Source organism: Flavobacterium frigidum (genome assembly GCF_048286795.2).
On record NZ_JBLVPT020000021.1, the window covers coordinates 1 to 19,117 of the forward strand.

A 19,117-nucleotide genomic window follows, 5' to 3' on the forward strand; every position below is an offset into this window, starting at 1 on the left:
ACTCGAAAAAACATCTATAAATGAACTACTTATGAAATCAGATTACAATAATGTCAATGAACATAATACTAACCAGCTGGTTTTCAACTTATTTTAATTGGACACTAGTGAAAATGAATCACTAATTACTCCCGTATTAAAAATAATGTAACCAGTAGGCATCATTGATTTTTATGTATTTACTTCAAAAAACAATGCGCTAAGACATTAAAAATTAAAAATTTACAGTGAAAAACTGGATTTAAAAAAGCCTTAAAATAATTTGAATAACCCTATTGATTTACACATTAATTTTAACTACTTTTGCAATCCGATTAAGTGGTCAAAATCAGAATTTATTTTTTTTTGAAAATCTGATTTATAGATCCAATTTTTAATAATTCAAAACTGGTTTACCTTTGTTTTAAATAAAAATATTCGGATTTATGTGGCATCTCAAGCAACATAACTGTACATCACAATTACCCTTATAGTAACAAAGCACTTAAAAAAAGAGAAAGACGTTTATGACAGATCAAAACATGAATGAAGTTAGTTTTGAAATTGAGTTATTAGATAAGCACAAAGAATATGGAACCCAATACCAATCGAATGATTTTTATTGGGGAGTAGGTATCGAAAATGAGTGCTACTTGGAGTTTGACTTGCAGCGCAAGGTGGATAAAAATTTCTTTTTAACTAATGGAATTCGTGAAAAGTATAGCATAAACCATTTTAGTAATTATAAAGAAAACGTATTTGAGAATTCGTTACAAAAAATATTAACTGATAAGAGTTACAGCATTCCTGTTTTGATGAATTCTCATTCCTTCACAAAAACAGATGTAAACAATCAACATAAAACGCTGGATACAATTGACAATATACCAAATCCGGAGTATATTGGGGAAAGCATTTTTGAATTATTACAAAAACACAACCGTTATTTTATTGACGAACATCAAAAAAAATTCATTTTTGATGGTGATACCATTGAATTTGTAACGCAAGATTTTTATAAGAAAGATGTAGATAGTGTAATTGCAGAATTAAATACCATTAAGAAAGAATTTACAGAAAACTTGCAGCAACTGTTGTACAAAGAAAATATATTTTCACAATTTGGGAACATAAAAATATGTTCTGAAAATCATCCTTTTGCAATATTTGTTTCTAATAATGAAAACTATTCTGTCTTCAATAATATGACGTATCATTTTAATTTAACCATTCCTACGGAGTTAAATAAGGATGGCGAAATTAAAGATAAAGTAGATTTTATAAAAAAACACCAACGTACAATACGCTTATTCCAGTGGTTGAGTCCATTATTTATGGTCAAGTTTGGATCTTCAGATTACCTTTCGCACAATGACACTACCGTAAACTTAACAAAAGCATCGCAGCGTTGTGCTATGTCCAGATACATTGGTGTGGGCACATACGATACCGATGTAATGAAAACCGGAAAGCTTGTTCAAATGAATTTTAATGCGCATCCGATGCATGAAAATCCGTTGTGGTGGGTCAATCGTTACGCTGAAATTTCTGATTACGAAAAAATTGATAAAATTGGTCTAGATGTCAATTTTCACAAGCATAAAAATCATGGGATTGAGTTTAGAATATTTGACTATTTTGATGAAAAACATTTAAAAGAAGTTTTGAATTTTTTAATTTTCATCATGGATCATGCGATATTAAATGAGATTGACAACCCAATATGTGACTTAGAGTGGAATAATTTTGTTTATGAATCTATAATCAACGGGAAAGAAACCGTTGTGCCTGCAAATTATATTGCTTTGTTAGAAAAAATACTAGCTACAAAATTAGATGCTACAGATCCTATTGCAATTTACAACCAAATCTATAAAGGTTTACACGACAGGTATTATGAAAATGGTTTTTGCAGCTCGTTATTAATTTCAAAATAAGTAGATCCAGTTGAAGTGCAGTTTTAAACAAATAAAACTGCTTATTCTACTTAATGCATTTAATCCTTATTTTTTAAGAGCACTATTCGTGATAAAAAAAGATCGCTGATGAATATCCTTTTTCAGGATCTTTATTGTCCCACCATGCTCCTCTAATTTCCGAAAAATAATTGTAATTATTCATTCCTGCTTGCGACTGTAATGGATAAATCACTTTCCCATTAACTCTAAATGCTTTTTCTGTTTCGGTTTCAGGAACAACCACAACCACGTGACCTGATTTATTTAAAATGAATCTTTTGGCACAAATGATTCCTACTCCTCCATTTTCGTTTACTTTGGTTTGCAAAGCATCTACATCATCTATTTTTTCCCATCCAAAAATATCTGAGGATTGCTCAAACCAGTCGTAGATATAATTAGAATAAAAAGGCCGCACAGTATCATCAAAAACTAAGGGTACTTCATTTCCTTTTTCGAGCAGATCAATAGCTTTATCGGTCCATCGTAATCTTGGAATATAAACCTTTGCAAAAAAACAAAAATCAAACGTATAAATGTTACAATAGGTATCGGCCTCGTCTTTTTGAAATCTAAAACTTTTTTCAACATTTAGTTTTTCTATGATGGCAGTGATTGTTGCTTTTTTTGAAGCTACAGTAGTCAAATCTCTAAATGGAATAGTTGATTCACCAAGAGGTTTGTATGTATCAACCTTATTATCTAAAGTACCATTAGAACTAGGTTCGAAATTAGGGATTTCTATATCAGAAACTTTTTGTGAGGTTTCATCAATAGGTTCGATTTCATTAGAACACATAAAACCTTCTTTATCCGTATTCAATAACCTTACTTTCCACCAATCAGCTGTTGTTTTATCTACTAAGTCGAAAGTAAGTCGAAAAGGTATTTCTGCTAAAATTGTAGAATTATCATTCGCAGACGGTAAATCTCTGAGATTTGCTGACGAAGTTGCTACTCTATATTTCATGTTATGCAATTTTATTGTAGAATTGTTTTGATGGCAAAATACTAAAAACAACCAACACAGCATCACAGTATGTTACTATTTTTATCAAAAAAAGCAATAAAAATTTAAATAATCAATTATCTACTACCTATTCGTTGATTCTGTCTTTCTTAAGCGCTACACTAAACGGACTCAATTGCAAACAAAAAGCAATTATAGTTTTCTTTTTTTACCTTTGGAAAAATAAAAACTACTGAATTCTTTTTAATGATAACAACAGCAAGCCTACAAGACGTTTCTTTTTTGAATCAATTAATCAATTCGGCATATCGTGGTGAATCCTCTAAAAAAGGTTGGACCACTGAAGCCAATATACTTGAAGGACTCCGCACAACAGAAGAAGAATTAACCGAAACGATACTGAATCCTAAAAATACCATTTTAAAATTTGCTCAAAACGACCAGATAATAGGTTGCGTGTTGTTAGTTCAAAAAGAACAACAGTTGTATTTAGGAATGCTTACCGTTTCACCCGAATTACAAAACAGTGGCGTTGGAAAAAAATTATTACAACACGCCGAAATCCATGCAAAAGACTTAGGATTACCAAAAATTGTGATGACAGTAATTTCGGTTCGCGACGAATTGATTGCTTGGTACAAACGAAACGGTTATGAAGATACAGGAGAACGAGAGCCTTTTCCTGCAAGTGATGTACATATTCCTATTGCTGCAGAACCGCTAGAATTCATAGTGATGGAAAAAAGAATAGGATAGGTTTCAATATATTTTGATGCTTTACGAAAGGTATCGTCCAAAAGCTTAGAGAGAAAAATTTTCTTTCTTAAATGAATACTTTCAAAAGCCCTACCATAAAGTAGTAGAAACATCAATAAAATGAGAATTTCCTACTTTCGAGTTATGCTCAAGCAATAAGATAAAAGTCCTTTTAGAGTAAAACAGCTAAAACAAAACCTACTTTTATAACGTGAAAAAATCAGTTTCGATTATTGGAGGAGGTCCCGCAGCACTTATACTTGCAGCATTATTGGATTATAAAAAATTCAAGGTTACTGTTTACGAGAAAAACAAAACACTGGGAAGGAAATTTCTTGTAGCTGGAAAAGGAGGATTTAACCTCACTCATTCAGAACCCATTGCTGAATTGATTGCGCGCTACACTCCGCCTCATTTTCTGGAAAAAGCACTCCTCGAATTTGACAACACCGATTTTAGGAATTGGATGGATTCCATAGGTATTCCAACGTTCATCGGGAGTAGCAATCGCGTATATCCTGAAAGTGGTATCAAGCCTATTGCGGTTCTCAACTCAATTCTAGATGTTCTGAATAAGCAGGGAGTTACCATTCTATACCAACAGACTTGGACGGGCTGGACGAGCAACAATGATCTTGTTTTCAATACAGAAACAGTAATAAAATCGGACTATACCATTTTTGCTATGGGCGGAGGCAGCTGGAAAGTAACCGGTTCTGATGGTTCTTGGCTTGATTTATTTGAAAAGGAAAATGTTCCAATCGTTCCTTTTCAGTCTTCGAATTGCGCGTATAGTGTGAACTGGCCAGAAGATTTTATCTTGGAATATGAAGGAAGTCCGCTTAAAAATATTGCAATTAGCTGTTTGAACAAAAGACAAAAAGGTGAAGCGGTAATTACCCGTTTTGGTTTAGAAGGCAATGCTATTTATGCGTTGAGTCCACAAATTCGGGAGGAATTAGATCGCCAACAACAAGCCACACTATTTCTGGACATGAAACCAACTATGCGTTATGAAGATTTGCTTGACAAAATTAGAAAATCGACTTTTAAAAAAACGAGCGAAACATTGTTAAAAGACGTAAAACTTAGTTTAGTACAAGTTGGACTTTTAAAAAAATATCTAAATAAAGAAACGTACCTCAATCCAGAATTACTAGCTCACCAGATAAAAAATTTATCCATACTAGTAACTGGTTCTGGTTTGCTAAATGATGCCATATCTACAACAGGCGGTATACAGCTGCATGCAGTGGATGAAAATTTTCAATTGAAAAATAAAAAACAACAGTATTGTATTGGCGAAATGCTCGACTGGGATGCACCCACTGGTGGATATCTTCTCCAGGCTTGCTTTAGTATGGGGATGCATCTTGCGCGCCATCTGAATAAGGTTCCTTAAATTTTTGATTTTCTGTCGTTGACTGTAGAAGAATTCTATTTATAAAAATGACTTTCTAACAGTTTTAAAATTTATTTACAATACCATTTCTTCAAACAAGTGTTGCGTAGTTTGTTCCAAATCATCGCATAACCCCGGATGAGGTCTCGAAGTTTGAATGGCAGAACTGCGAAGAGCAGTCAACCAACGGAAACGCGATGGAATATCAAATTGTCCAATTGGTCCGCCTGATTTTTCGCCATGTGCCACTTTTGCAAATGCTTGTACATTTAAATGCAGTTGTTCTACATCCAAATCATATGAAAAAAGTTGGAGTTTGGCTTCGTTTACCGAATATAAAACTTTGATAAATTTAGCTTTTTTACAAAAAAGAATAATACCCACATTGAGGAATTCTTCGCGTTCTACCCTAGGCACAACACGGATTACGGCATACTCATATAAGTGCTTCTCTTGCATTTTGTGCTTCGTTTATAAAAATTTCGGAATGGTTTAAACGTATCGATAAAAACTGAAAATAGACTTCCCGAATAGCTTCGGGAGTTTCATCGGTATCTTCCCAATTGAGCCATACTTCCGGAATAAGATTCACTATACTCTGTATTACCTCTTTCGTCAATATTTTTTTGAATATTTCATCTGTTTCTGGCAATAAGGAAGCTTGAGGCAACAATACATGGTCTTTTATCAGTGCAAAAGGACTTTGAGCATGCTTTTCCCAATTGGTCCACGAATGATGAAAATATAGACTTGCACCGTGATCAATCAACCACAATTCTTTATGCCATATCAACATATTGGTGTTTCTAAACGTTCTGTCCACGTTTGTAATAAAAGCATCTAACCAAACAATTTGGGAAGCCAGTTTTGGGTCAACCAAAGTTACAACAGGATCAAAATTGATAGCTCCTGATAAATAATGAAGCGCCAAATTCAGTCCCTGACTGCCTTGAAGCAAATCCTGAATTTCTTCGTCGGCTTCACTGCGTCCGAAAGCTTCATCGAGATTAGCATAAACGAGTTCCGGCATTTTTAGATTTAAAATACGAGCAATTTCTCCACCAATTAACTCGGCAATTAAGGCTTTTACGCCATGCCCGGCACCTATGAATTTCAGTACATATTTAAAATCATCATCGGCTTCAGCGAGCGCGGGCAAAGAACCGCCTTCCCGCAGCGGAGTGATGTATCGCGTAACATTTACGGTTCTAAGATGGGGTGTTTTTTCCATAATCGAATTGGATAAAGCAACTTTGTTTGGATACAAACTTACAAATAAGTAGGGTAAAATTCATTTATGAGCCCTATTTACTCCTATTTTTCTAAACTCAAAAAGGCTTTCCCAATATTAGCAATTACATCTGAAGCGATAAAGGATTGATAACCTGTTTTAGGTAAAGCTATATCGGCAGTTAATCCGTGAAGGTAAACACCCACAATTGCGGCACTAACAGGTTCATAGGATTGCGCCAATAAACTGGTAATCATTCCCGTCAAAACATCGCCAGTTCCCGCAGTTGCGAGAGCGGCATTTCCAGTAGTATTTTCATAGACAGTTTCGCCATCAATGATTTGGGTTGGTGCACCTTTCATAATTATTATAAGTTGATATTGTTTAGAGAAGGAGATTGCTTTACTCCTTCTCTCTTCTTCGGAATCCCATTTACCTATTAATCGTTCCAATTCTTTGGGGTGTGGCGTTACAATTGTTTTGGGCGGTACTAAAGAAAACCATTCTTTATTTTTGGATAAAATATTCAATGCATCGGCATCGATTACCAAAGGCGTTTTATTCGTTTTTAAAAATTGATACAACGCATTTTGAGTTTCTACCGCCTGACCTAATCCGGGACCAATTCCAATGGCTTGCGGCGTTATATCAAAAGTGATATTAGAGATTATTTCTTCGTTGATATCTGTCAAAACCATGACTTCGGGAATGGCCGTTTGCAGAATAGTATAACCACATTTTGGAATAAAAACAGTAACTAATCCGCAACCAGTTTTCAAACATACTTTAGAGGATAAGCTCATTGCTCCTATTTTGCCATAACTTCCGCCAATGAGTAAAGCGTGTCCCTGCTTTCCTTTATGGGTATGTTTGTCTGGTTGTTTGTAGCGTTTCAGGATTTCTTTTTGGCCGATGTAAATAGTATTTTTCATTGAAAGTTATTTGTTTAAAATTACGAATTTAATAGGAAACAAATTCGTTCATTGAACCGAAATTCCCTAGCCCTGATAAAAGCGACATCTCCCGCTTTAGAAAAACAAGGCTTTTTAGCCGTAGTTTTTGTTAAGCGGGAATACAGCGAATAGCAGGAAATAGCTCCTAAAAATACTTATTATAAATCCTACAGTATAGATTATTCCGAAAACGTTTGAAACTTTAAACTTTGCTTCGCTCTGCCTTTGTCACCCGAAATAAAATCAATAAATTAGCGACTTCAAATTTTATAGAAAAACACAATGAAAAATACTGCGCTTACGCACATACACGAGAGTTTGGGAGCAAAAATGCTTCCGTTTGCTGGATACAATATGCCCATCTTATATGAAGGAGTAAATGCAGAACATGAAACGGTGCGAAGTGCTGTGGGTGTTTTTGACGTTTCTCACATGGGTGAATTCCTGCTTACGGGTCCAAATGCATTGGCTTTGATTCAAAAAATAACTTCGAATGATGCTTCTACTTTGACTATTGGTAGAGCGCAATATTCTTGCTTGCCAAATAGCGATGGTGGAATTGTAGACGATTTGCTGGTTTATAAAATGAAAGAGGAGCAGTATTTATTAGTCGTAAATGCGTCGAATATTGACAAAGATTGGGATTGGATTTCGGCTCAAAATGACTTGGGTGTGGAGATGAAAAACTTATCGGATGATTATTCGTTATTGGCAATTCAAGGACCTAAAGCCGTTGAAACGATGCAATCCTTGACTTCAAAAGATTTATCTGCGATTCCGTATTACCATTTTGAAGTGGGAGATTTTGCCGGTATCGAAAACGTAATTATTTCGGCTACAGGATATACTGGTTCTGGAGGTTTTGAGATTTATTGTAAAAATTCAGAAGTAGAACAAGTATGGAATAAAGTTTTTGAAGCGGGTGCGGCTTTTGGTATTAAACCGATTGGTCTTGCGGCTCGTGACACGTTGCGATTGGAAATGGGTTTCTGTTTGTACGGAAATGACATCAATGACACTACATCGCCGCTAGAAGCTGGTTTGGGATGGATTACGAAGTTCACTAAAGAATTTACCAATTCAGAAAACCTAAAAAAACAAAAAGAAGCAGGAGTTACTAAAAAATTAGTCGCTTTTGAAATGCAAGAACGTGCGGTGCCAAGACACGATTATGAAATTGTGGATGGTACAGGAACTGTTATTGGAATTGTAACATCGGGAACCATGTCGCCATCGATGAATAAAGGAATTGGTATGGGTTATGTAACTGTTGAAAACAGTGCTTTGGAGAGTGATATCTTTATCCGAATCCGTAAAAATGATGTGCCGGCCAAAGTGGTAAAATTACCTTTTTATAAGAAATAAAATCATTGCATAAAATTTAGAATAACTGTAATTTTACAGGCCAAAATAAGAAATAGAAATGGGAAGAGCGTTTGAGTTTAGAAAAGGAAGAAAAATGAAACGTTGGTCGGCAATGGCCAAAGCATTTACTAGAATAGGAAAAGATATTGTAATGGCCGTAAAAGAAGGCGGTCCAAATCCTGAAGCCAATTCTAGATTAAGAGCCGTTATTCAAAATTCTAAGGCAGTGAACATGCCAAAAGAAAATGTAGAACGTGCCATAAAGAAAGCTACTGACAAAGACACAGCTAACTATAAAGAAGTTTTATTTGAAGGATATGCACCTCATGGAATTGCCATTCTAGTTGAAACTGCTACTGACAATAACAATAGAACTGTTGCCAATGTGAGAAGTTATTTTAATAAATGCAATGGAACTATGGGAACTCAAGGTTCAGTTGAATTTATGTTTGACCATACCTGTAACTTTAGAATTCCAGCAAACGGAATCGATCCTGAAGAATTAGAATTAGAGCTAATCGATTTTGGTGCCGAAGAAGTTTTTGAAGACGAAGACGGTATATTGATTTATGCTCCTTTTGGAAGTTTTGGTACGATTCAAAAAGAATTAGAAAATAGAGGCTTAGAAATTCTTTCTTCTGGATTTGAAAGAATTCCTCAAATCACAAAGAAACTGACTGAAGCACAAGTAGCCGATGTAGAAAAATTGATTGAAAAATTAGAGGAAGATGATGACGTTATGAACGTGTATCACACTATGGAAGAAGAATAGAATTCTTTGGTTGTTAGATTCTTAGACTTTTTTGAAAGAAAAAGGATATATAGTAAAGACTTCAAGGCGCTGCTTTGGAGTCTTTTTTTGTTTCAATTTTGTCCTTTACTTTGTCTGTCCGACGAAGGAGGAATCTTACAAAAAGTAAACCATCCTACTGAGATTCCTCCTTCGTCGGAATGACAAATAAACGCAACGACCTTGTTTAAAATGAAAAAACTCCATCAACTAATGCTGATGGAGTTTTTTTTATATCTAAAAATCTAAGAAGTCTAAAAGATCTATTTGATAAATTCTATTTTTTGAGCTTCTTCTTCGTTGATGCTGTCAAAGAAACCTTGTTCATTCATCCAATCATCGCTAAATACTTTACTCATGTAACGAGAACCGTGATCTGGAAAAATAGCGATTACGTTACTTTTCTCATCAAATTCTCCTTCTTCAGCATATTGTCGAATGGCTTGCATTACTGCACCTGAGGTGTAGCCTACAAACAATCCTTCTTTTTTAACAATTTCTCTGGCTGAGTGCGCGCTTTCCTCATCAGTTACTTTCATGAACTTATCAATAAGATCAAAATCCGTTGCTGATGGAATTAAGTTTTTACCTAAACCTTCGATTCTGTAAGGATAAATTTCATCATTATCGAATTCTCTTGTTTCATGATATTTTTTCAATACCGAACCAAAAGCATCAACCCCAAGAATCTTGATATTCGGATTTTGTTCTTTTAGAAACTTTGCAGTACCCGAAATTGTTCCACCTGTACCACTACAAGCAACTAAATGAGTAATATTACCATTCGTTTGCTTCCAAATTTCTGGTCCAGTAGATTTATAATGTGCATCAATATTTAATTGATTAAAATATTGATTAATATAAACGGAACCTTTTGTTTCTTCGTGCAATCGTTTGGCTACATTATAATACGATCGTTCATCGTCAGCAGAGACATGCGCCGGGCAAACATATACTTTTGCTCCTAAACTGCGCAACATATCTATTTTATCTTTAGAAGACTTAGAACTCACTGCCAAAATACAATTATATCCTTTTATAATGCTTACCATAGCTAAACTAAAACCAGTATTGCCTGATGTAGTCTCGATAATCGTATCACCTGGAGATAAAATTCCTTTCTTTTCGGCTTCTTCTATAATATATAATGCTATTCTGTCTTTTGAGGAGTGTCCTGGATTAAAAGCTTCTACTTTTGCATAGAAATTACCTTTTAATTCTTCGGTAACTTTATTTAGCTTAATAAGTGGAGTATTACCTATTAATTCTAGGACATTATTGAAAGCGTTTATTTCTTTTTTCATAAAAAAATAGTTAGTCGTGGCTCCGTTTCAACACAACCACGAACGTTGCAAATTTAACAAAAAAAATCTAATTAGTTTTTAATTTCTTCTAAATCTAATAAAAAACTATATTCCTTTGCCAATTCTTTTATCGCTTCAAATCGTCCTGAAGCACCGCCATGACCCGCATCCATATTCGTATTTAGGTACAAAACAGTATCGTTTATTTTGTTTGTTCTCAATTTAGCAACCCATTTTGCTGGCTCCCAATATTGTACCTGCGAATCATGAAGACCTGTAGAAACAAACATATTAGGGTAATTTTGCTCCTTTACGTTATCATAAGGTGAATACGATAACATATAATCATAATATTTTTTTACGTTTGGATTTCCCCATTCATCGTACTCCCCAGTAGTAAGCGGAATAGTATCATCTAGCATCGTAGTAATTACATCTACAAAAGGAACTTGAGCAATCACTCCGTTGTATAATTCCGGTGCCATATTGACTATTGCACCCATTAACAATCCACCAGCTGAACCACCTTCGGCGTATAAATGTTTAGGCGACGTAAATTTTTCATTAATTAAAAACTTAGAGCAATCAATGAAATCTGTAAAAGTATTTTTCTTTTTTAATAATTTCCCGTCTTCATACCATTGTCTTCCTAAATCCTCACCACCACGAATGTGCGCTATTGCAAAAACAAAACCTCTATCTAAAATAGACAAACGTGTCGATGAAAAGTACGTATCCATTGTAACTCCATACGAACCATACGCATAAAGTAACAATGGATTTTTACCGTCTTTTTTTAATCCTTTTTTGTAAACCATAGAAATTGGCACTTTAGTACCATCAGTAGCTGTAGCCCAAACGCGTTCTTCTATATAATTATTTTTATCAAATTTGCCTCCCAGAACTTCCTGCTCTTTCTTGATTTCTTTTTCCTTGGTTTTCATATTAAAATCAATAACCGAAGACGGCGTTGCTAATGATTGATAGCTGTAACGCAGGATATCAGTGTCAAAATCAACATTTGTAGTCGTGTAAGCATTGTACGTTTCACTTCCAAAAGGCAAGTAATACTCTCCTGCTCCACTCCAAGGTATAATTCGAATATGATTTAATCCATTCGAACGTTCCTCAACAACCAAATAATTACTAAAAATCTCAATATCTTCAAGCAAAACCTCTTCTCTATGCGCAATCACATCTTTCCAATTTTCTTTTGCAGTAGCCTCCTCAGGCGTTTTCATTAACTTGAAATTGGTCGCCTTATCTTTATTGGTCAAAATATAAAAGGAATCTCCAAAATGAGAAATACTGTATTCTAAACCACGAACTCTAGGTTGAAAAACCACAAATTCGCCATCTGGAGTATCTGAATTAAGTATTCTATATTCAGTCGTTAATGTACTTCCTGAACCAATTACAATATATTTTTTTGATTTTTCTTTACTCACTGATACGTTGAAGGTATCGTCCTTTTCATTAAAAACTAAAACATCATCCGCAGCATCTGTGGTTAATTTATGTTTGAAAACTTTATCAGATCGCAGCGTAACTTTGTCTTGTCTGGTATAAAAAATGGTTTTATTATCGTTTGCCCAAACGGAGTTTCCAGTAGTGTTTTCAATCTTATCCGAAAGGATTTCTCCAGTTTCAAGATTTTTTATTTGTATCGTGTAAATTCTTCTTCCTACAATGTCTATTCCAAAACTTGCGAATTTATTATCCGGGCTCACACTCAAACCTCCTAATTGAAAGTAGGAATGTCCTTTGGCCAACTCATTACAGTTAAATAAAATTTCTTCATTGGCAGAAAGACTTCCTTTTTTTCTAGAATAAATAGGATAATCCTGTCCTTTTTCAAAACGAGTGATGTAGTAATAGCCATTGTATAAATATGGAACTGATTGATCATCTTCCTTTATTCGGTCTTTCATTTCCTCAAACAATTCTTTTTGAAAATCTTTAGTATGTGCTGTCATAGCATCATAATAGGTGTTCTCTTTATTTAGATAATCAATAACTTCGGGGTTTTCTCTGTCATTTAACCAGAAGTAATTATCAATTCTTGTTTCATTATGTTTTTCTAATGATTTCGGAATTATTTTAGCTACTGGAATTGGACTTTTATTTGACATCTGTTGTGCTTTTGTATTGGTGAATGAAGATGCAAAAATAACACAAAGAGCAGTTCTGACAAGTGTATTTTTCATGAATATTTTATTGAATATGACTATGTAATATACTAATTTTGTATTTTAATAAATGTAAAAAAATGAAAACATGGATTTAATGGGAATGATGGGTAAACTTAAAGAAACCCAACAAAAAATAGAAGATACTAAAAAACGTTTGGATACGGTTCTTGTAGACGAACAAAGCTCAGATGGTCTATTGAAAGTAACACTTACCGCTAATCGTTCTGTTAAATCAATAACTATTGATGATTCTTTATTGGAAGACAAAGAACAATTAGAAGATTACCTAATTTTAGTTTTAAATAAAGCAATCGCAAAAGCTTCAAAAGTAAATGAAGCTGAACTTGATGCTGTTGCAAAAATGGATATGCCTATGATTCCAGGAATGGATAATTTGTTTAAATAAGTATGAATTATAAGTTTTGAATTATGAGTTTTAACAACTTGAAAAACTCATAATTCATAACTCATACCTTTTTAAACCAATTTTTGAAGCGTTTCCAAAACATAAGTATGCATCACTTCTCTATAATCAAGGTGTGTAACCATTCTAAGTTTTCCATGACCCATCGAGCTGATTGAAATGTTCTTTTGTTTTAAGACTTCGATTAAATTCTTTTCATTACAATTTGGTGTCAAAGAAAAAATCAAAATATTTGTTTCTACAGGTTCTACTGAAGCGACCCAACTTAACTTTTTAAGTACCTCGGCAATTTCTTTAGCTCTTCTATGATCTTCAGAAAGTCGTTCTATGTTGTTATCCAAAGCATATATTCCGGCTGCTGCCAAATAACCCACTTGACGCATTCCGCCACCTAAAATTTTTCGAATACGCAACGCTCTGTGAATTGTAGCTTTGTCCGCTAATAAAACTGAGCCAATTGGCGCTCCTAGCCCTTTAGACAAGCAAACAGAAATAGTATCAAATAACTTTCCAAATGCCTTCGGATCTTGCTTTTTAGCTACCAAAGCATTCCAAATTCGGGCACCATCCAAGTGAAATTTTAAATTATTAGCATCGCAAACTTGTTTGATTCTTTGCAAATCATCCAATTCATAACACGCGCCACCCCCTTTATTTGTTGTGTTTTCTACACAAACTAAACTTGTTAATGGACTGTGATAAAACTCGGGATCATTAATTGCTCCCGCCACTTGCTCTGCAGTAATCATTCCGCGAGTTCCATCTAATAAACAGCATGAAACACCACTATTAAATGAAGCTCCTCCACCTTCATAATGATATACATGCGCATATTTATCTGCTATTAATTGTTCCCCTGGTTGTGTATGTAATTTTATCGCAGTTTGATTGGCCATTGTTCCAGAAGGGAAGAAAAGTCCCGCCTCCATGCCAAACATCCCTGCAACTTTTGCTTCAAGTTCAATAACTGTTGGGTCTTGTTTGTACACATCATCACCAACAACTGCTTTAAACATGTATTGCAACATTTCGTTCGTAGGCTTAGTGATCGTATCGCTAATTAAATTTATTTCCATATGTATTTATTATCAGAATGAACAATTTGAAAATTGTCTCTTAGTAAAATTTTTCTATTTTTGTGCCACAAATTTACATAATACCGTTTGTTAATTCAAACTAGTTCAGTTAAAACTAAACTAAATATAGTACACAACGGAATTTTTTATAAATATTGAAAACAGACCTATCAAAATAATATAATTTTATGACAACTACCGAACAAATTAAAGGTATTGTAGAGCGCCTTGGTGCGTTGAGGAGGTATCTTTGACGTTGATGCCAAGCTAATTGAAATTTCAAACGAAGAAGAGAAAACTTTTGCTCCCGATTTTTGGAACAACGCCAAAGAAGCAGAATTGCTGGTGAAAAATCTCCGAAACAAGAAAAAATGGATTGAAGATTATAATAAGGCTGTCGAAATGACGGACGAATTGCAACTCGCCTATGATTTTTATAAAGAAGGAGAACTTACCGCCGAAGAATTAGACGAACAATATTTGCTTACAGCCAATCATATTGAAGCGATTGAATTCAAAAATATGCTTTCGGACGAGGGTGATACTTTAAGTGCTGTTGTCCAAATAACCGCTGGTGCTGGTGGAACCGAAAGTTGTGATTGGGCCGAAATGCTCATGCGCATGTACATGATGTGGGGCGAAAAATATGGCTACAAAATCAAAGAACTGAATTTCCAGAAAGGAGAAGCTGCAGGTATAAAAACCGTAACACTCGAATTTGAAGGCGATTATTCTTTTGGTTACTTAAAAGGTGAAAACGGTGTACATCGATTAGTTAGAATATCTCCTTTTGACAGTAATGCCAAGCGTCATACCTCTTTTGCATCGGTTTATGTGTATCCGCTGGTAGATGACAGTATCGAAATTGACATCAATCCTGCTGATATCGAGATTACGACTTCCCGATCCAGTGGTGCGGGAGGACAAAATGTAAATAAAGTAGAAACTAAAGTACAATTGTTTCATAAACCAACCGGAATACAAATACAATGTTCTGAAACACGTTCGCAACAAGATAACAGGCAACGAGCCATGCAAATGTTACGATCTCAGTTGTACGAAATTGAGTTAAAAAAGAAACAAGCACAGCGCGCTGATATCGAAGCGGGAAAAATGAAAATTGAATGGGGATCGCAAATTAGAAATTATGTGATGCAACCCTATAAATTAGTAAAAGACGTACGAACAGGACATGAAACCAGTAATGTTGATGGTGTAATGAATGGTGAAATTGATGAATTCTTGAAAGCTTATCTAATGATGATGGGACAAAAAGAAGAATAATATTTACATTATTTATTACAATAAAAATAATCACCTCCATCAAATTATTATGTAAAAACCTCTTAACATTTTTTTTTAAAATGTTAAGAGGTTTTTCATCATTAAACAAGTACAGCAATAAATTACATATTTTATCTATAACTATTGTAGAATTGATTATAAAATGATGCACTATGGGCATTTTCTAAAAATTTAAATTCCCTTCACATTCCCTTTGTTCTTTAAAAAAATTACTTCAATTATTTTACTAGACATTTTAGGATCAATTTTTAGTGCATCCGAAATTATTTCAATGAGGTTTTTTTCCTCTTTTTCTAAGATACCATCGGCCAACAAGACTTCTAGTGCAAGCGCAAAAAGCATATTTTTATCCTCTTCTTCTATTCGTTCACAACAAGCTGAAATGAAAGTCGAGTGCCCCAATTGTTTTTTTAATTCAGATGATTTAAAAAAAAGTGGTAAAAGGTCTACTCCAATAAACTTCTGTTTAGAATGGATTATTCTGGTCAGTATTTTTGTTTCATTTGCAGTAATTTGCTTATCTGCTGAAATACAAGAGTACAAAATTCCAAACCAAGCATCAACCTCGTTTGTTACTAAGTTATTGGTATTGTTATCATTAAATACATTCATATTGTTTTTTTTTTATAAAATTAGTTCCTTGTCCTTGAAATTTTACTAGCATTTACCAATAAATTATGATTTTTAACAAATTATGTATGCTTTCTAATGCGAACAAATTAGTACTTGAAGAGTTAGCCAATACAATATGAACCCATATCAACATAAAAAAAGTTGGGGATACAACACATTAAATTTTATAAATCACACCAATATAAAGATTTAAAAAATTTGACAGTTGCCTCATTGAACTATCCAAACTAATCCACACATCACTAAAATCGATTTTAACCATAGCTTTTATCTATTGAAATAAAAATAGCTATGGATATTTTTTAGTAAATTCGTTTTTAGAAAATACTAAAAATAATCAAATATGGAAAATAACTCAAGACCCACATCCTACAATGTAAATGGCGAAAGCAAGTGCCCGTTTTCGGCCGGAGCAAATGCTCCAAAACAAAGTGAGAGAAATGGTAAGACAAACCGCGACTGGTGGCCAAACCAATTAAAATTGAATATTTTGCGCCAAAACTCATTAGAATCTAATCCAATGGGAGCTCATTTTAATTATGCCGAAGAATTCAAATCAGTTGATTTAGAAGCATTAAAAAAAGATATTACTGATGTAATCACCACTTCTCAAGACTGGTGGCCCGCTGACTATGGTAGCTATGGACCTTTTTTCATTCGATTAGCGTGGCATAGTGCAGGAACATACCGTATTGCGGATGGTCGCGGAGGAGCTGGTTTCGGAACCCAACGTTTTGCTCCACTTAACAGTTGGCCAGATAACGCAAACTTAGATAAAGCACGTTTATTATTATGGCCAATCAAACAAAAATATGGTAACAAAGTTTCTTGGGCCGATTTAATGGTTCTCGTTGGGAACTGCGCACTTGAATCTGCTGGTTTTAAAACTTTTGGTTTCGCAGGTGGCCGTGTAGATGTTTGGGAGCCTCAAGAGGATATTTATTGGGGACCTGAAAAAGAATGGTTGTCATTAAGCACAGAGCCACATAGCCGTTATTCTGGTGATCGTGAATTAGAAAATCCATTGGCTGCAGTTCAAATGGGATTAATTTATGTAAATCCAGAAGGTCCTGATGGAAATCCTGATCCACTTTTGGCAGCACGAGATATTAGAGAAACATTCGGTCGTATGGCAATGAATGATGAAGAAACTGTTGCCCTTATTGCAGGTGGTCATACTTTAGGAAAAACCCACGGTGCAGCCGATCCTAATAAGTACATAGGAGCAGAACCAGCAGGCGCTTCAATCGAAGAACAAAGTCTTGGATGGAAAAACACGTATGGAACTGGAAACGGTGCAGATACAATTACAAGCGGACTTGAAGGTGCTTGGACTACTACACCAGTAACTTGGAGTAATAATTATTTCGAAAATCTGTTTGGTTTTGAATGGGAATTGACTAAAAGTCCAGCTGGAGCACACCAATTCAAACCTGTTGGCAATGCTGGTGCTGGAACCGTTCCTGATGCGCATGACCCAACGAAAACACATCAACCTTTCATGCTGGTGACTGATTTATCCTTGAGAATAGATCCTGCATATGAGAAAATCTCTAGACACTTTTTAGCCAATCCAGCAGAGTTTAATGATGCTTTTGCGAGAGCTTGGTTCAAACTTACACATCGTGATATGGGACCAAAAGTTCGCTATTTAGGTCCCGAAGTTCCTGCTGAAGAATTAATTTGGCAAGATCCTGTTCCCGCTGTTAACCACGCATTAATTGATGAGCAAGATGCTGCGCAATTAAAAGCAAGGATCCTTGCCTCGGGATTAACAGTGTCTGAATTAGTAAGTACTGCTTGGGCTTCAGCATCTACTTACCGCGGATCTGACAAACGTGGTGGTGCGAACGGCGCTCGTATACGTTTAGAACCTCAAAAAGATTGGAAAGTAAATAATCCAGCGCAATTAGAACGCGTGCTAAGTATTTTAGAAAATATTAAAAATGAGTTCAATAATGCACAAGCTAGTGGTAAATATGTTTCTATAGCTGATTTGATAGTCTTGGGAGGTAATGCAGGTATTGAAAAAGCTGCAGCAAATGCTGGCCAATTTGTGACTGTTCCTTTTTCTCCAGGACGTACGGATGCATCGCAAGAACAAACAGATGTGGAATCATTTGCAGTTCTTGAACCGCAAGCAGACGGTTTCCGTAATTATGTAAAAACAAAATATACCGTTTCTGCCGAAGAAATGTTAGTAGACAAGGCACAATTATTAACCTTAACAGCTCCAGAAATGACAGTTCTAGTAGGTGGTATGCGTGTATTGAACACCAATTTTGATCAGTCTCAAAATGGAGTTTTCACCAAACGTCCAGAAGCGCTTACGAATGATTTCTTTGTAAACTTACTTGATTTAGGAACAACTTGGAAAGCAGTATCTGAATCTGATGATGCTTTTATAGGAAGCGATCGTATGGCTGGAGGAATCAAATGGGTTGGAACTCGTGTTGACTTAATTTTTGGTTCCAATTCAGAGTTAAGAGCACTCGCTGAGGTATATGGATACAGTACAAGTCAAGAAAAATTTGTGCATGACTTTATTGCTGCATGGACTAAAGTAATGAATCTTGATCGTTTTGATTTAGTATAATTTTAGAATATAGAATTTGTTTTAAAAGGTGATCTGTTAACGGATCGCCTTTTTTGTTTTATAGTTTGATTTTCAGATTAATCAATCTATATAAGTTGCGATTAATTCCTATTTATCATTTTTCCTAATTACTCAACTGGGAGCCATAAAGTGGCACTAATCCTTCCTTTTGGATGGCTTCGT

Annotated in this window: 16 protein-coding genes; 8 read left to right on the top strand and 8 right to left on the bottom strand. The window is 34.8% G+C overall.

Annotated elements, in window-relative coordinates; all coding sequences use genetic code 11:
* The first annotated feature begins 506 nt into the window (after positions 1-506).
* Positions 507-1,916: a hypothetical protein gene (locus ACNQGB_RS14920; RefSeq protein WP_417946041.1), complete on the top strand. Its 1,410-nt coding sequence runs from the start codon at positions 507-509 to the stop codon at positions 1,914-1,916.
* An 82-nt stretch (positions 1,917-1,998) separates the two neighbouring features.
* On the opposite strand, the gene ACNQGB_RS14925 is transcribed toward ACNQGB_RS14920, so the two are convergent.
* Positions 1,999-2,907, bottom strand: a complete 909-nt coding sequence (locus tag ACNQGB_RS14925; protein WP_417946042.1) for a hypothetical protein — start codon at positions 2,905-2,907, stop codon at positions 1,999-2,001.
* 246 nt (positions 2,908-3,153) lie between these two features.
* Here ACNQGB_RS14925 and ACNQGB_RS14930 point away from each other — a divergent pair, with 246 nt between their 5' ends.
* Both ACNQGB_RS14930 and ACNQGB_RS14935 read left to right on the top strand, forming a co-directional pair.
* A complete protein-coding gene (locus ACNQGB_RS14930) occupies positions 3,154-3,663 on the top strand; it encodes a GNAT family N-acetyltransferase (protein WP_417946044.1) in 510 nt (169 codons plus the stop codon).
* Between the two features lie 211 nt (positions 3,664-3,874).
* On the top strand, positions 3,875-5,065 hold the full coding sequence (locus tag ACNQGB_RS14935; protein ID WP_417946046.1) for a BaiN/RdsA family NAD(P)/FAD-dependent oxidoreductase: 1,191 nt from the start codon (positions 3,875-3,877) through the stop codon (positions 5,063-5,065).
* 75 nt (positions 5,066-5,140) lie between these two features.
* Here the strand turns inward: ACNQGB_RS14935 and ACNQGB_RS14940 are convergent, their stop codons facing one another.
* The 3 genes from ACNQGB_RS14940 to ACNQGB_RS14950 form a co-directional block, all read right to left on the bottom strand.
* The gene (locus tag ACNQGB_RS14940) at positions 5,141-5,524 is read right to left on the bottom strand and encodes a DUF3037 domain-containing protein (RefSeq protein ID WP_417946048.1); all 384 of its coding nucleotides are present in this window, start codon (positions 5,522-5,524) and stop codon (positions 5,141-5,143) included.
* The gene (locus tag ACNQGB_RS14945) at positions 5,502-6,296 is read right to left on the bottom strand and encodes a HipA family kinase (RefSeq protein ID WP_417946050.1); all 795 of its coding nucleotides are present in this window, start codon (positions 6,294-6,296) and stop codon (positions 5,502-5,504) included. The genes ACNQGB_RS14940 and ACNQGB_RS14945 overlap by 23 nt, the downstream gene beginning before the upstream one ends.
* An 83-nt stretch (positions 6,297-6,379) precedes the next feature.
* Positions 6,380-7,228: an NAD(P)H-hydrate dehydratase gene (locus ACNQGB_RS14950; RefSeq protein ID WP_417946052.1), complete on the bottom strand. Its 849-nt coding sequence runs from the start codon at positions 7,226-7,228 to the stop codon at positions 6,380-6,382.
* 303 nt (positions 7,229-7,531) lie between these two features.
* Here ACNQGB_RS14950 and gcvT point away from each other — a divergent pair, with 303 nt between their 5' ends.
* Positions 7,532-8,614, top strand: coding sequence for a glycine cleavage system aminomethyltransferase GcvT (gene gcvT, locus ACNQGB_RS14955; protein WP_417946054.1), 1,083 nt, complete (start codon positions 7,532-7,534; stop codon positions 8,612-8,614).
* Positions 8,615-8,672: 58 nt separating this feature from the next.
* Positions 8,673-9,386 carry a YebC/PmpR family DNA-binding transcriptional regulator gene (locus tag ACNQGB_RS14960; RefSeq protein ID WP_309760661.1) on the top strand — a complete coding sequence of 238 codons (714 nt, stop codon included), beginning with the start codon at positions 8,673-8,675 and terminating at the stop codon, positions 9,384-9,386.
* Between the two features lie 281 nt (positions 9,387-9,667).
* Here ACNQGB_RS14960 and ACNQGB_RS14965 read toward each other — a convergent pair whose 3' ends face one another.
* Both ACNQGB_RS14965 and ACNQGB_RS14970 read right to left on the bottom strand, forming a co-directional pair.
* Entirely contained in the window at positions 9,668-10,708 is a 1,041-nt protein-coding gene (locus ACNQGB_RS14965; protein ID WP_417946056.1) for a PLP-dependent cysteine synthase family protein, read from the bottom strand.
* Positions 10,709-10,779: 71 nt separating this feature from the next.
* The gene (locus ACNQGB_RS14970; RefSeq protein ID WP_417946058.1) at positions 10,780-12,915 is read right to left on the bottom strand and encodes a S9 family peptidase; all 2,136 of its coding nucleotides are present in this window, start codon (positions 12,913-12,915) and stop codon (positions 10,780-10,782) included.
* A 70-nt stretch (positions 12,916-12,985) separates the two neighbouring features.
* Here ACNQGB_RS14970 and ACNQGB_RS14975 point away from each other — a divergent pair, with 70 nt between their 5' ends.
* Positions 12,986-13,306, top strand: a complete 321-nt coding sequence (locus ACNQGB_RS14975; protein WP_417946059.1) for a YbaB/EbfC family nucleoid-associated protein — start codon at positions 12,986-12,988, stop codon at positions 13,304-13,306.
* Between the two features lie 71 nt (positions 13,307-13,377).
* On the opposite strand, the gene ACNQGB_RS14980 is transcribed toward ACNQGB_RS14975, so the two are convergent.
* On the bottom strand, positions 13,378-14,400 hold the full coding sequence (locus ACNQGB_RS14980; protein WP_417946060.1) for a threonine aldolase family protein: 1,023 nt from the start codon (positions 14,398-14,400) through the stop codon (positions 13,378-13,380).
* Positions 14,401-14,588: 188 nt separating this feature from the next.
* Between ACNQGB_RS14980 and prfB the strand changes: the two genes are divergently transcribed.
* Positions 14,589-15,684 (top strand): peptide chain release factor 2 gene (prfB, locus tag ACNQGB_RS14985; RefSeq protein ID WP_309760670.1). Its coding sequence is split into 2 segments (ribosomal slippage): positions 14,589-14,651 and positions 14,653-15,684, totalling 1,095 coding nucleotides; the frame shifts between segments, so codons are not numbered across the junction.
* A 192-nt stretch (positions 15,685-15,876) separates the two neighbouring features.
* On the opposite strand, the gene ACNQGB_RS14990 is transcribed toward prfB, so the two are convergent.
* Positions 15,877-16,317: a tellurite resistance TerB family protein gene (locus ACNQGB_RS14990; RefSeq protein ID WP_417946062.1), complete on the bottom strand. Its 441-nt coding sequence runs from the start codon at positions 16,315-16,317 to the stop codon at positions 15,877-15,879.
* A gap of 364 nt (positions 16,318-16,681) precedes the next feature.
* On the opposite strand from ACNQGB_RS14990, the gene katG reads away from it, so the two are divergent.
* Positions 16,682-18,934 (top strand): catalase/peroxidase HPI, encoded by a 2,253-nt coding sequence (gene katG / locus ACNQGB_RS14995; RefSeq protein WP_417946064.1) that lies wholly within the window; start codon positions 16,682-16,684, stop codon positions 18,932-18,934.
* Positions 18,935-19,117: the final 183 nt, after the last annotated feature.